The 12,722-nt window shown below is 64.7% G+C and carries 9 protein-coding genes and 2 tRNA genes; 3 read left to right on the forward strand and 8 right to left on the reverse strand.

Translation table 11 applies throughout. The features are described from left to right. Positions 1 to 115 precede the first annotated feature (115 nt). Complete coding sequence (locus tag ACN4F8_RS18945; protein WP_419474990.1) at positions 116 to 1,405, forward strand: FAD-dependent oxidoreductase; 1,290 nt, start codon at positions 116 to 118, stop codon at positions 1,403 to 1,405. Positions 1,406 to 1,420: 15 nt separating this feature from the next. Then, positions 1,421 to 2,995 carry an NAD(P)H-hydrate dehydratase gene (locus ACN4F8_RS18950; protein ID WP_419474991.1) on the forward strand — a complete coding sequence of 525 codons (1,575 nt, stop codon included), beginning with the start codon at positions 1,421 to 1,423 and terminating at the stop codon, positions 2,993 to 2,995. 15 nt (positions 2,996 to 3,010) lie between these two features. Here ACN4F8_RS18950 and ACN4F8_RS18955 read toward each other — a convergent pair whose 3' ends face one another. From ACN4F8_RS18955 to rnr, 3 genes are read right to left on the reverse strand one after another with little or no spacing between them, the layout of a single operon-like run. Next, entirely contained in the window at positions 3,011 to 3,562 is a 552-nt protein-coding gene (locus ACN4F8_RS18955) for a YggT family protein (protein ID WP_419474992.1), read from the reverse strand. Between the two features lie 52 nt (positions 3,563 to 3,614). Continuing rightward, positions 3,615 to 4,553: a gamma-glutamyl-gamma-aminobutyrate hydrolase family protein gene (locus ACN4F8_RS18960; RefSeq protein ID WP_419474993.1), complete on the reverse strand. Its 939-nt coding sequence runs from the start codon at positions 4,551 to 4,553 to the stop codon at positions 3,615 to 3,617. Beyond that, a complete protein-coding gene (rnr, locus tag ACN4F8_RS18965; RefSeq protein ID WP_419474994.1) occupies positions 4,550 to 6,850 on the reverse strand; it encodes a ribonuclease R in 2,301 nt (766 codons plus the stop codon). The genes ACN4F8_RS18960 and rnr overlap by 4 nt, the downstream gene beginning before the upstream one ends. A 34-nt stretch (positions 6,851 to 6,884) precedes the next feature. Between rnr and ACN4F8_RS18970 the strand changes: the two genes are divergently transcribed. Beyond that, positions 6,885 to 6,969: transfer RNA gene (locus ACN4F8_RS18970), tRNA-Leu, on the forward strand. A gap of 169 nt (positions 6,970 to 7,138) precedes the next feature. On the opposite strand, the gene rimO is transcribed toward ACN4F8_RS18970, so the two are convergent. From rimO to ACN4F8_RS18995, 5 genes are all read right to left on the reverse strand, one after another. After that, on the reverse strand, positions 7,139 to 8,524 hold the full coding sequence (gene rimO / locus ACN4F8_RS18975; RefSeq protein ID WP_419474995.1) for a 30S ribosomal protein S12 methylthiotransferase RimO: 1,386 nt from the start codon (positions 8,522 to 8,524) through the stop codon (positions 7,139 to 7,141). A 44-nt stretch (positions 8,525 to 8,568) separates the two neighbouring features. After that, entirely contained in the window at positions 8,569 to 9,105 is a 537-nt protein-coding gene (gene phaR / locus ACN4F8_RS18980) for a polyhydroxyalkanoate synthesis repressor PhaR (RefSeq protein ID WP_419474996.1), read from the reverse strand. A gap of 215 nt (positions 9,106 to 9,320) precedes the next feature. Continuing rightward, positions 9,321 to 9,397 (reverse strand) — tRNA-Val (locus ACN4F8_RS18985). A 47-nt stretch (positions 9,398 to 9,444) separates the two neighbouring features. Next, positions 9,445 to 11,733 (reverse strand): RelA/SpoT family protein, encoded by a 2,289-nt coding sequence (locus ACN4F8_RS18990; protein WP_419474997.1) that lies wholly within the window; start codon positions 11,731 to 11,733, stop codon positions 9,445 to 9,447. A 13-nt stretch (positions 11,734 to 11,746) separates the two neighbouring features. Then, a complete protein-coding gene (locus tag ACN4F8_RS18995; RefSeq protein ID WP_419474998.1) occupies positions 11,747 to 12,667 on the reverse strand; it encodes an alpha/beta fold hydrolase in 921 nt (306 codons plus the stop codon). Between the last annotated feature and the right edge of the window lie 55 nt (positions 12,668 to 12,722).

The following is a 12,722-nucleotide window of genomic DNA, read 5'->3' on the forward strand; positions in this document are numbered from 1 at the left end:
CACCGCACACGCCCCTTTCGTGTGCCTCACCCATGCTCGACACCTTGCCCAGCCTCCTGTGTGCCGATGCGCGCGCGCCTCTCGCCTGCACAATGCAGCTTTCCGGGAGCCTGGTTTGAAAATTGCGATCGTGGGTGCGGGCGTCGTGGGCATCAGCTGCGCGCATGAGCTGACCGTGGAAGGTCATGAGGTGACGGTGTTCGAGCGGCGAAGCACGGTGGCCGAAGAAGCCAGTTTTGCCAATGGAGCGCTCATTGCGCCGGGCTGGACAGCGCCCTGGACGGTCGACCACCAGCGCCTCGCATGGCCCTGGTCTTCCCAGGGGGCCAGGCTGAAGCTGTCTCGCCTGCCCAGCGCCGGCGAATGGGGCTGGCTGCGGCAGTGGCGCAAGGCTGGCCAGGGCCCGCAATGTGTGTCGAACCACGCGCAGATTCACCGATGGCTGCGCTACAGCCAGGAGCGGCAACAGGCGATCACAGACCAGTACCAGTTCGAACACGACCGCAGCCACGGCATGCTGGTTCTGCTGCGCACCGAGCAGGAGGCCACCGCAGCCAACACACCACTTCAGCAACTGCGCGACCTCGGCCTCGCGGCCAGGATGCTCTCGGCCGAGGAGACGCGCACCCTGGAGCCCTCGCTCAACGCTGAAACGCCGCTGCACGGCGCTGTCGAGCTCGGCGGTGAGGCGGTGGCCAATTGCCGGAAATTCGCGGTGCTGCTGCGCGCCCAGACCCAGCGGCTGGGCTGTCAATTCGAGTTCAACACCATCGTCAGTCGCATCGAGCCACAACCCGGTTCGGGTGTGAACCTCACCCTCACACTCACCGCGTCCCATCCAGGAGGCGCGTCAAGCGACCGTGGCGCGCGCTTCGACGCGGTGGTGATCTGCGCGGGCCTGGCCGCTGTGGGCATGCTCGCTCCGTTGGGGCTGAGATTGCCCCTGCAAGCCGTGGTCGGGCACTCGCTGAGTGCAGCGGTTCGCGAACCGATGGACGCCCCGCAATCGGCGGTGCTGGATGCACGGCACGGCATTTCGATCGCCCGCCTGGGTCAACGCGTGCGCGTGGCCGGCGGTGCCGAATGGGGGCGCGAGTCTGGCGCGCCGTCCAAAGCCGCGCTACAACGTTTGTACAGCGCTCTCGCAGACTGGTTTCCGGGCGCTGTGCGCCTGGGCGGCCCGGCGGGCAGCGTGCAGGAATGGCGAGGTGTCCAGGCCACCGCGTCCGATGGCATGCCCTTGATTGGTGCGAGCCGGCTGCCGGGTATCTGGCTGAACCTGGGCCACGGGCAGGCCGGATGGTCTGTGGCGTGTGGTGCCGCCCGGGCACTGGCCGACCGCATGGGCGGCCGAGCGCCCGACATCGATCTGGCCGCCAGCTCACCCCAACGCTGCGGACTTTGAGCCAGACTCAGGCCCATGCGACTCATCACCAACGATCGGCCTGAGTCTCTGTTTGACACGGCAGCCACGCGCGCCATCGAGCAAACCGCACAGGCCGCCCTGCCCCGCCACGCCTTGATGGCGCGGGCGGGCGAGGCGGTGGCGCGGCTTGCGCAGGCGCTGGCGCCTCACGCGCGATGCATCTGGGTGGCTTGCGGCCCGGGCAACAACGGTGGTGATGGTCTGGTGGCGGCCACACACCTCCACACGTGGGCTCGGCGGTCGGGCAGCGCCTTGCGGGTGGTGGTGACGCACACGGCGAACGACGATGCGTCTGTTGCAAGGCTGCCGCCCGACGCACGCCAGGCACTTGTGGCAGCGCAGGCCGCAGGGGTCGCGTTTCAGACCACGCCACCCCGGGACGCCGACTTCGCCATCGACGCGCTGCTGGGCATCGGAACGCTTCGACCACCCACAGGCGTGCTGGCAACGTGGCTGGCGTGGCTGCGCACCACAGCAGCGCCGGTGTTGTGTGTGGACCTGCCCAGCGGACTGCACGCCGACACGGGCGTGCTGGCTTCGATCGCACTTGAGAGCCACAGCCTCTCGGCTGGCACGCGTCCAGGACCGCGCCACACCCTGTCATTGCTGACCCTCAAGCCAGGGCTGTTCACCGGGCAGGGGCGTGATGCGGCGGGCCAGATCTGGTTTGACGATCTGGGCACCTCGGCTGTCGATGTGCCTGTGACGGCCCGGTTGGCGGGCCAGGCTCCGCATGCGCAGCCTCGGCAAACCTTGGCGCACGCCAGCCACAAGGGCAGCTTTGGCGACGTGGTCGTGATCGGTGGACAGGGCGTGGGCTCCACAGGTGCGGGCATGACGGGCGCAGCCATCCTGGCTGGCCGGGCAGCGTTGCACGCTGGCGCAGGACGGGTGTTCATTGGCCTGCTGGAAGCGGGTTTGCCCTTTCAAACCACCTGGGATCCGGTGTGCCCCGAGCTCATGTTTCGCCGGCCAGACACCCTGCTCGATGCACCTCTGCTGCAGCAAGCCAGCGTCGTTGCGGGCTGCGGCGGCGGTGCAGCGGTGGCGGCGATCCTGCCACAGCTGCTGGCCGGCGCCCCCACGCTGGTGCTGGACGCCGATGCCCTCAACGCCATCGCTCGCGATGGCCAACTGCAAGCTTTGCTGAGCCACCGCCGCTCGCGCGGCTGGAGCACTGTGCTCACGCCGCACCCGCTGGAAGCAGCGCGGCTGCTCGGCACCGACACACCGCAGGTGATGTCCCATCGGCTGCAGACCGCCCAAACCATCGCCGAACGCTTCGACGCCATTTGTGTGCTCAAAGGCTCGGGCACAGTCGTCGCCGCGCCACACGAGATCCCGCGCATCAACCCCACGGGCAACGCCGCGCTGGCCACCGCAGGAACCGGGGATGTGCTGGCGGGCATGATCGGCAGCGCTCTGGCAAGACCACTCTCGTCAACTGCCGATGCCGTGGATCGGGTGGCCAGCGCCGTGTTTCAGCACGGCTGGCTGGCGGATCAATGGAGCCCGGGTGAGGCGCTGGTGGCCGGTCGTCTTGCACTGCGAGTCAGACCCGTCGCCTGACCGCGAGGCTCAGGCTCAGCCCAGGGCCATCAAGCCGACCTGCAGCAAGATGATGAGCACCAGCACCGACAGGTCGACACCGCCCACAAGCGGAATCACGCGGCGAATCGGGCGCAGCAACGGCGCCAACAGCCGATCGAGTGTGGCCATCACCGGCGACTGCGGCTGCACCCACGACAGGATGGCGTAACCGATCAACAGGACCATCAATCCCTGCAGCAACGTGCGCACCAGGATGCGCAGTGCCATGGTCAGGATGGTGAGCACCCAGGTGATGGGCGAGGCCGAAACCTCCGACACGCCGGACGCCAGCATCAGCCAGATGCCGCCATACGCCAACGCCAGCAAGATCGCCGACAGCAGGCTGCCCCAATCGATGCGGCTCTGCGCCAGCGCTCGCGGGAGCATGCGTCGCACAGGCTGGACCAGCCAGTCGGTCACCGCGATGGCAAACCGACCGGGCTGGGCCGACATGTGCACGCGCAGATGGTTCATCCAGGCCCGCAGCAAAGCCAAGGCCATCAGGAAAAAGAACAGGGTTTCAAGGAGAAAAAAAACGATGCTCATGCGTTGCAGTCTTGTTGTGGGGGTCGGCTGTTGATGGCCTGGGAATTGAAGGTCAGTCGCCCGACAGCCTCAGCGGCGGACGAGGCACGCGCGGATCGGGCTCGCGGCCCGAGCCCAGCCGCTCCATGGCCGCTGCCCTGGACGCCTCCAGGAAGTCCAGCATGATCGGCGAACTGTCGGCCAGCGCGTGCCGACCGTGGTGGAACTCCGGATGCCACTGCACGCCGCGTGCGTACGCATCGCCCGTCCAGCGAATCGCCTCCACCATGCCGTCCAGCGTCGACACCGCCTCCACCACCATGCCCTTGCCCAGCTGCGCCACCGCCTGGTGGTGGATGCTGGTCACGCGCAGTTGCGAAGCATGGGGATACAGCTTGGTCAACGCCGTGCCCTGCAGAAAAGTCACGTCATGTTCGAGCTGGTCGTACAGATCGGTGTCCACGTGGGCGTGGGCCGCCGGGCACTGCGTGGGAATGTCCTGGTACAGCGTGCCGCCGAACGCCACGTTGAGCAGCTGCGCACCACGGCACACGCCCAGCACCGGTTTCTTCTGCGCCAGAAAAGTCCTGAGCAAGGCAAGTTCGTATTTGTCGCGAACAACGTCGCCCTGCCAACGCGGGTCGATTGGCGCTTGCCCATACGTCTGCGGCGCCACATCGGCCCCGCCCTGCAGCACCAGCGCATCGAGCTCCTGCACCACGTGCTCCACCCTCAGGTGGCGCGCCGCGTGTTTGCTGTCGTGCGCGACGGCGGGCACCATGAAGGCGATGGCACCGTGCTCCATGATCCAGTGCGCCAGCGACTGTTCGATGTACTGCAGGTTCTTGTTGCGAAACCCGAGCTCCGAGGGCACCTGGTAGAGCAAGCGGGCCGACACGCCGATGCGCAACGGGCGGTCTGCTGACACCGTGGCCGCTTTGGCAACCCGCTTTTTTGCCGGGGCTGGTGCCGGTTTTTTCACCGCTGCGCTCACCACATTCGAGGCACTCAACGGCGGCTCTTGCGTGGCTGGTTGGCGGTGCTGCGGGCTGAACCACGGTCCGACTTCTTGCTCACCGCCTTTTTCCCAACCGGCTTTGCATCTCTCGACGGGACACGCGGTGACTGCTCCTGTCGGACGGCAGCGGCACCCTCAGCGCCGCGCCCCCGGTGCGCTTTGCCCCCACGCCCCGCGCCGACAGTGCTCTCGGCAACACCCGCCTGGCCGGTCTTGTCACGCATCGCGCGCAACACCAGATCGTCGTCTCCGCTGACCAGACGGAAGTCGATGCGCCGACCATCCAGATCCACACGGCTCACCTGCACCTGCACGCGGCTGCCCAACGCGTAGCGGATGCCGGTGCGCTCGCCGCGCAATTCCTGCCGCGCCTCGTCAAAGCGGAAGTACTCACCACCGAGTTCGGTGATGTGCACCAGACCTTCAACGTACATCGCATCAAGCGTGACGAACAGGCCAAAGCTGGTGACCGAACTCACGACACCGCTGAACTCCTCGCCCAGGTGCTCGCGCATGTATTTGCATTTGAGCCAGGCCTCCACATCGCGGCTGGCTTCGTCAGCCCGGCGCTCGTTGGCGCTGCAGTGCAGGCCGGCAGCCTGCCAGGCCATCGTGTCAACGGACGGCTTCTTGACGACCTCCCCCACCGCCAAGGGTTTGGCGCGACTGGCCAGTCGCTTGCTCAGCTTGGCGTGCGCTTCGCCCGGCGTGGGCAGGGCTGGCAACTCGTAACGCTGACGCGCCAGGATCGCCTTGATCACGCGGTGCACCAGCAGGTCGGGGTAACGGCGAATGGGGCTGGTGAAGTGGGTGTAAGCCTCGAAGGCCAGACCGAAGTGGCCGCTGTTGACCGGCGTGTAGATCGCCTGCTGCATGGAGCGCAGCAGCATGGTGTGGATCTGTTGCGACTCGGGCCGGTCCTTGGTGGCCGCCGCGATCTTCTGAAAGTCGGCCGGCTTGGGGTTGTCGCCGATGGTCTGCGACACGCCCATGGCCTTGAGGTAGTTGCGCAGGATTTCCTGCTTCTCGGGCGTGGGGCCTTCGTGCACGCGGAACAGGCCGGTGTGCTTGCCTTCGCTGATGAAATCGGCCGAACAGACGTTGGCCGCCAACATCGCTTCTTCAATCACCTTGTGCGCGTCGTTGCGGGTGCGCGGAATGATTTTTTCGATGCGGCCCGATTCGTCGCAGACGATCTGCGTTTCGGTGGTCTCGAAGTCCACCGCACCGCGCTCGCCGCGCGCCGCCAGCAAGGCGCGGTACACGTCGTGCAGGTTGAGCAAGTAAGGCACCAGTGCCTTGCGCTGGCTCGCCTCAGGGCCGCGCGTGTTCTGAAGAATGGCCGCCACTTCGGTGTAAGTGAAGCGCGCGTGGCTGAACATCACCGCAGGGTAGAACTGGTAGGCGTGCACCTCGCCTTTGGCGTTGACCAGCATGTCACACACCATGCACAGCCGCTCCACGCCGGGGTTCAGCGAGCAAAGCCCGTTGGAGAGTTTTTCCGGCAACATGGGAATCACGCGGCGCGGAAAGTACACCGAGGTGGCGCGGTCGTAGGCGTCGATGTCGATGGCCGAGCCGGTCTGCACATAGTTGCTCACGTCGGCAATCGCCACCAGCAAGCGCCAGCCCTTGCCTTTGCCGACCTTGGCCGGCTCGCAATACACGGCATCGTCGAAGTCGCGCGCGTCTTCACCATCGATGGTGACCAGGGGCACATCACGCAAGTCAACGCGACCCTTGTGATCGGCTGCGCGCACGTGGTCGGGCAGCGCGCGGGCCTGCGCCATGGCAGCGTCTGAGAACTCGTGCGGCACACCGTATTTGCGCACCGCGATTTCGATCTCCATGCCGGGATCGTCAATCTCGCCCAGCACCTCTTTCACGCGCCCCACCGGCTGCCCATACAGCGCGGGCGGCTCGGTGAGTTGCACCACCACCACCTGACCAGGCTTGGCCGACCCGGTGGCGCCTTTGGGAATCAACACATCTTGCCCATAGCGCTTGTCTTCGGGCGCCACCAGCCACACACCGCTCTCTTGCAGCAGGCGCCCGATGATGGGGGAGTCGGAGCGTTCGACGATTTCCGTGACGCGTCCTTCGGGTCGGCCCTTGCGGTCCAGACGCACGATGCGGGCCTTGACACGGTCCTTGTGCAACACCGCCCGCATCTCGTTGGAGGGCAGATAAATATCGGCCTGACCATCGTCGCGGATCACAAAACCATGGCCGTCCCGATGACCGGAGACGACACCTTCATATTCGGCCAACAGGCTGTTTTTTTCGTTCACTTTTTCTCTGCTATAATTGCGTTTTTCCTGAAATGCCCAGGTGGCGGAATTGGTAGACGCACTAGTTTCAGGTACTAGCGCTGAGAGGCGTGGAGGTTCGAGTCCTCTCCTGGGCACCAATCATAAGGGCTTGCAAACGTGATGTTTGCAAGCCCTTTTCTTTTGTCTCAACGCAAACAAGCGGATGACCGCTTGCTGTTGCGCTGATCACGTGCTGCGAAATTCGCAGCATGCGTGGCTGGACAGATGCCGCGCTGCCTGGGGTCACCAAGAAGCGGGTCTCCGTCATCAAATCGGGACCGCCAACAAATCGTGTCCCTGCGCTGCGACGATCTTTGCCTTGGTGAACTCACCCACCTTCAAGGTCTTGCTGATCTTCTCGGGCGGCAGCAAACGCACCACCCCATCGATCTCTGGCGCATCGGCGTAGCTGCGGCCAATGCCGCCCTTCTTGCCCATGCCGGGCGCAGAGTCCACCAGCACCTGCATGGTCGCGCCCACGCGCTGCTGCAGCTTGTCGGCAGACACCGATTCCGCCACCGCCATGAACCGCGCGCGGCGCTCTTCGCGCAGGGCATCGGGCACTGGATCGGACAATTCGTTGGCGACGGCACCCGTCACCGGTGAGTAGGCAAAGCACCCCGCGCGGTCGATGCGCGCTTCGCGCAGGAAATCGAGCAGGTGGTCAAACTCGGCCTCGGTCTCGCCCGGGAACCCGGCGATGAAGGTGCTGCGCACCACGATCTCCGGGCACAACTCACGCCAGCGCGCAATGCGCTCCAGATTCTTCTCACCACTGGCCGGGCGCTTCATGCGGCGCAACACATCGGGGTGGCTGTGCTGCAGAGGCACATCAAGGTAAGGCAGGCACAGACCTTCGGCCATGAGCGGGATGATCTCGTCCACGTGCGGATATGGGTACACATAGTGCAACCGCACCCAGGCGCCATAACCTTTGGCGAGTTCGCCCAGTGAGCGCACCAGGTCGAACATGCGCGTCTTCACCGGCTTGCCATCCCAGAAGCCGGTGCGGTACTTCACATCGACGCCATAGGCCGAGGTGTCCTGACTGACCACCAGCAATTCCTTCACGCCGGATTCGAACAGCTTGCGCGCCTCGGTGAGCACATCGCCAATGGGGCGGCTCACCAGATCGCCACGCATCGACGGGATGATGCAGAAGGTGCAGCGGTGGTTGCACCCTTCGCTGATCTTCAGGTATGCGTAGTGCCGCGGCGTGAGCTTGATGCCTTGCGGCGGCACGAGATCCACAAACGGGTCGTGCGGCTTGGGCAGGTGCTGGTGCACTGCGGTCATCACCTCGTGCGTGGCGTGCGGGCCGGTCACGGCGAGCACGCTGGGGTGCATCTGCCGCACCAGGTTGCCGCCGCCCTCCCCTTCGCGCGCGCCCAGACAGCCGGTGACGATGACCTTGCCGTTCTCGGCCAGGGCTTCACCGATGGTGTCCAGGCTTTCGCGCACGGCATCGTCGATGAAGCCGCAGGTGTTGACGATCACCAGGTCGGCGCCGGCGAAGGTCTTGGAAGTTTGATAGCCCTCAGCGCTGAGCTGCGTGAGGATGAGTTCGGAATCGGTGAGCGCCTTGGGACAACCCAGGCTGACAAAACCGACTTTGGGGGCCGCGTTGGCGACCGGGACAAGCGTTTCAGACATCGCCCGATTGTCTCAGACCCGGCCCGATGTCGCTGATCTCAAGCCTATCGCTTGAGTCCGAGCGCCGCCAGCATCTGTTCGCTGTTCTTCTGCATCTGCTCCTGCATCTGCGTGAACGCGCTGCGCGATTGCTCCAGATACGTGCCCATCATGCCCTGCATCATGGGGGACTGCACATTCATGAACTGCTTCCAGACCTCGGGATTCGCGCCGCTGGATTGCTCCGTCATCTTGTGCTGCAGGTCCATGAAGATCTGAACGTTCTTCTCGAGATACGCACCCATGAAGTCCTGCATGGCGTGGCCGTAAAACCGGATGATGTTGGCCAGCACCTGCTCGGTGAAGATGGGCACGCCTGCGGTTTCTTCTTCCAGAATGATCTGCAGCAGGATGCTGCGCGTGAGGTCGTCGTTGGTCTTGGCGTCACGAACCACAAAGGGCTCGTTGTCCATCACCAGCGTCTTGACCTCGGCCAGCGTGATGTACGACGAGGTGTCGGTGTCGTACAGACGCCGGTTCGGGTACTTCTTGATGACGCGCACAGCGGGCTGGTTACCACTCTCGGCCTTGTTTTTTTGCACTGATCGATCTTTCAGGGAAGAAGAAGATGCTCCCCCAAATACGGCTGGGGGTTCTCAAGTCATTCTAGAAACGCTTGAAGCACCTCGTAGCATGGGTTTTCCCTGTGCATGCTAACGATCTGAGTGCATTTCAGGAGACCCTCCAGAGCCGGCCACAAAAAAGCCCGACTCAGGGTCGGGCTTGTTTGCGAGATGCCTGGCATCCGGAAAAAGTTTGGTAGGCGCGATTGGACTCGAACCAACGACCCCCACCATGTCAAGGTGGTGCTCTAACCAGCTGAGCTACGCGCCTACAAACGATTCGAAGCTGCGAAGTATAGCAGCACTGCGAGGGCACTTTCAGCGGCGGCGCACCTCACGCACACCGGCCACGTCACCCACCACGGCCATGGCCCTGGCCACCTGCCTGGCATCGGCCACTTCGATGGTGAACGTCATCCATGCAACACCCTTCACCGACTGCGTCTGCACCCCGATGACGTTCATCTTTTCTCGCGCAAACACGTCGGAGATGTCGCGCAGCAACCCCTGCCGGTCCTGGGCTTCGATGCCCACGTCCACCGGGTACACGGCAGCCTGGCCGTCGCGCCCTGCCCCGCCTTGCCCACTCCACTGCACTTCGATCACGCGGTCCGGGCTCTTGCGCTGCAGATGGGCGAAATCGGTGCAATCGGCGCGGTGGATGCTGACGCCCTTGCCGCGGGTGATGAATCCACCGATCTCGTCGGGCGGCGCAGGTTTGCAGCATTTGGCGAGCTGTGTCATGAGCGAGTCCACGCCCACCACCAACACACCCCCCGCCGACGCGCCAGAGTTCTTGCGGGGCTTCTTGAGCCACACAGGCAAATCATCCGGTGCCGCCACTTCCGGTGGACGCAGATGCATTTCGATGGCGCGCAGCGACAACTCGTCCTTGCCCACCTGCTCAAACAGCTCCTGCGCCGACGCCATGCCCATGGCGACAGCGAGATCGTCCAGCTTCAGCGCGGTCCGGCCTTCGCGCTGCAGCAGCTTTTCAACCGCCTCACGGCCGCGCGCCATGGTCTCTTCCATGGCTTGTGCGTTGAACCACGCGCGCACCTTGCTCTTGGCCCGGTGGCTGACCAGGTAGCCCAACTCAGCGTTGAGCCAGTCACGCGACGGCCCGCCTTCTTTTGCCGCCGTGATCTCCACGGTCTGACCGTTCTGCAGCGGCGTGTTGAGCGTGACCATCGCGCCGTCAACGCGCGCGCCACGGCACCGATGACCCAGGCTGGTGTGCACCGTGTACGCGAAATCCACGGCTGTAGCGCCTTGTGGCAGTTCGACAATGGCTGCGTCTGGCGTGAGCACATAAATGCGGTCGTCAAACAGTCCCTGGGCGGCACCGCTGAGATCTCGCTCCCAGGCCAGCAGCTGGCGAAGCACGGCGATCTTGGCGTCGTAGTCGGAGCTGGCCGACACGCCGGCGTAGCCCTTGGCGCCTGCTTCCTTGTAGGCCCAGTGGGCGGCTACGCCGTGCTCGGCATGGTCGTGCATGGCCTGGGTGCGGATCTGGATTTCAAAGGCCCGGCCTTGATCGTCGCGCACCACGGTGTGCAGCGACTGATAGCCGTTGGGTTTGGGCTTGGCGATGTAGTCATCAAACTCATCGACCACCGGTATGAACTGCGCATGCACATGGGCCAACACGGCATAACAGTCGTTCACCTGTGGCACCACCACGCGCAATGCACGAATGTCGAACACCTGATTGAAGTCGAGCGACTTGCCGCGCATCTTCTTGACGATGCTGTAGATGTGCTTGGGCCGTCCTTGCACGGAGGCCGATACGCCTTGGCGCTGCAGCTCGGTCTCAAGTTGCCGGCGCACCAGCTCCACATGGGCTTCACGCTCGGCGCGCTTCTCGTCCAGCAGCGTGGCCACTTCCTTGTAGGTTTGCGGCTCAAGAAAGCGAAACGCCAGATCCTCCATCTCCCACTTGATCTGCCAGATGCCCAAGCGGTTGGCCAATGGCGCGAACACATGCAGAGACTCGCTGGCAAGTGCCTCTCCGGGATTGCCTTTGATGGCGGCGAAATGGCGCAGCGTCTGCAGACGCGAAGCCAGGCGCAGCATCACCACACGCAGGTCGCGCGAGAAGGCCAGCAGCATCTTGCGCACGTTCTCGGTCTGGCTGGCCGCGAGTTCAGACACCGGCCCCTTGTTGGTCGCCGGCGCCGCCGGGTCCAGCGACGCCAGCCGCTCTTCTTCTTTCTTGGCCTGCACCTCGGCGGTCTTGATGCGCGCCTGGCGCTGCAGCTGCACAAGCTTGGTGGTCTCCAGCGCCAGCGCAGCGAAGTTTTCACCGAACGCCTTGGTGATCACTTCCTGGGGTCGGTTCAGGTACTGGCAGGCATAGACCAGATAAGCCGCAGCCTGCATGGCCTCGGAGCCGCCGATGTCTGAGAGCACCTTCGCCACGGCATCCGCATGCACGAGGATGTTTTCGCCGGTGTCGAGTTCTTCATGCGCCAGCAGAGGCTCGGCAAAGGCGCGCGCGCGCACCAGTGCCTGCGCCTGGTGCGGCAGGCTGTCTGCCGTGGCCGCGACGATGGCCGACGGCACCTCGACCGTTTCGGCCTGGCCCGGAGACGACGCGCGCTTCATGTCGATGGTCCGCTCAAACCGACCACAGAAAGTCCCGCACCGCCGCCACCTGGTCATCGGCCACCAGCGTCGGCGCATGCCCCACGCCGCCAAACGAGACCAACCGGGCTTTGGGGCCGCGTTGTGTCATTTGCAAGGCCGTCTCGGGATTCAGCAGATCGGATTGCGCCCCGCGCACCAACAAGGTAGGTGTCTGGATGGCGTCGTAAAGCCCCCAGAGCGCGGCCTCCCCGGCCTGCACCATCTGGCGTGCAGCCTGCTCGTCGGCGGCGGCTGTCATGGCCTTGAAAGGCACCCCAATCGCCGGGTCGTAGTGCAACCACCAGCGGCCTTCGCGCTCGCGCAGCAAGGGCAACGAGAGCGCACGCCACTGCTCGGGCGTGTGCGGACCAAAACCCGCAGAAATGGAAGCCAGGTAGTCCACCGCCGCCTGCTCGCTGTCGAACGAGGGGTTCGAGCCGATGTAGGTGCCGATGCGCTGCAGCGCCTCCCACTGGATCACCGGCCCCACATCGTTGAGCACCAAGCGGCGAAGCGCCACCTGTGGCTGGGCCGCCAGCGCCATGCCGATGAGACCACCCATGCTGGTGCCCACCCAGTCGATCGGCACACCGGGCGACTGCGTGCGCAGGTGCGCCAACACCAGGGCCAGATCGGCAGCGTAAGTGGCCATCTGATACCCCATGGGATCGGCCAGCCAGTCGCTATGCCCGCGACCCGCCACGTCCACCGCAATCACGCGCGAGCGCTGGCTCAAACTCCGGGCGAGGGTCTCGAAGTCCAGGCCCTGGCGCGACAGGCCGTGCACACAGACCACCACGCTGTGCTGATCGGCGGCCTGGCAGGGCCACTCCCAACAAGCCAGGCGACGCGGCGCACCGGTCGTCGAGGACGCGCCGCCCACGGTGAGAAACTGAAGTTGTGGAGCTTGCATGGTGCACAGAGATGGAGGAGCGAAAGGTGTCCGTGATAATGATCCGCACACCGTT

This window comes from Hydrogenophaga sp., from assembly GCF_048549895.1.
Classification (GTDB): Bacteria; Pseudomonadota; Gammaproteobacteria; order Burkholderiales; family Burkholderiaceae_C; genus Hydrogenophaga.

Bases quoted from the DNA above. Each gene is read 5' to 3' on its own strand.
- ACN4F8_RS18995 (WP_419474998.1), bottom strand. From the start codon at position 12,667: ATGCAAGCTCCACAACTTCAGTTTCTCACCGTGGGCGGCGCGTCCTCG.
- ACN4F8_RS18955 (WP_419474992.1), bottom strand. From the start codon at position 3,562: ATGAGCATCGTTTTTTTTCTCCTTGAAACCCTGTTCTTTTTCCTGATG.
- ACN4F8_RS18990 (WP_419474997.1), bottom strand. From the start codon at position 11,733: ATGAAGCGCGCGTCGTCTCCGGGCCAGGCCGAAACGGTCGAGGTGCCG.
- ACN4F8_RS18950 (WP_419474991.1), top strand. From the start codon at position 1,421: ATGCGACTCATCACCAACGATCGGCCTGAGTCTCTGTTTGACACGGCA.
- rimO (WP_419474995.1), bottom strand. From the start codon at position 8,524: ATGTCTGAAACGCTTGTCCCGGTCGCCAACGCGGCCCCCAAAGTCGGT.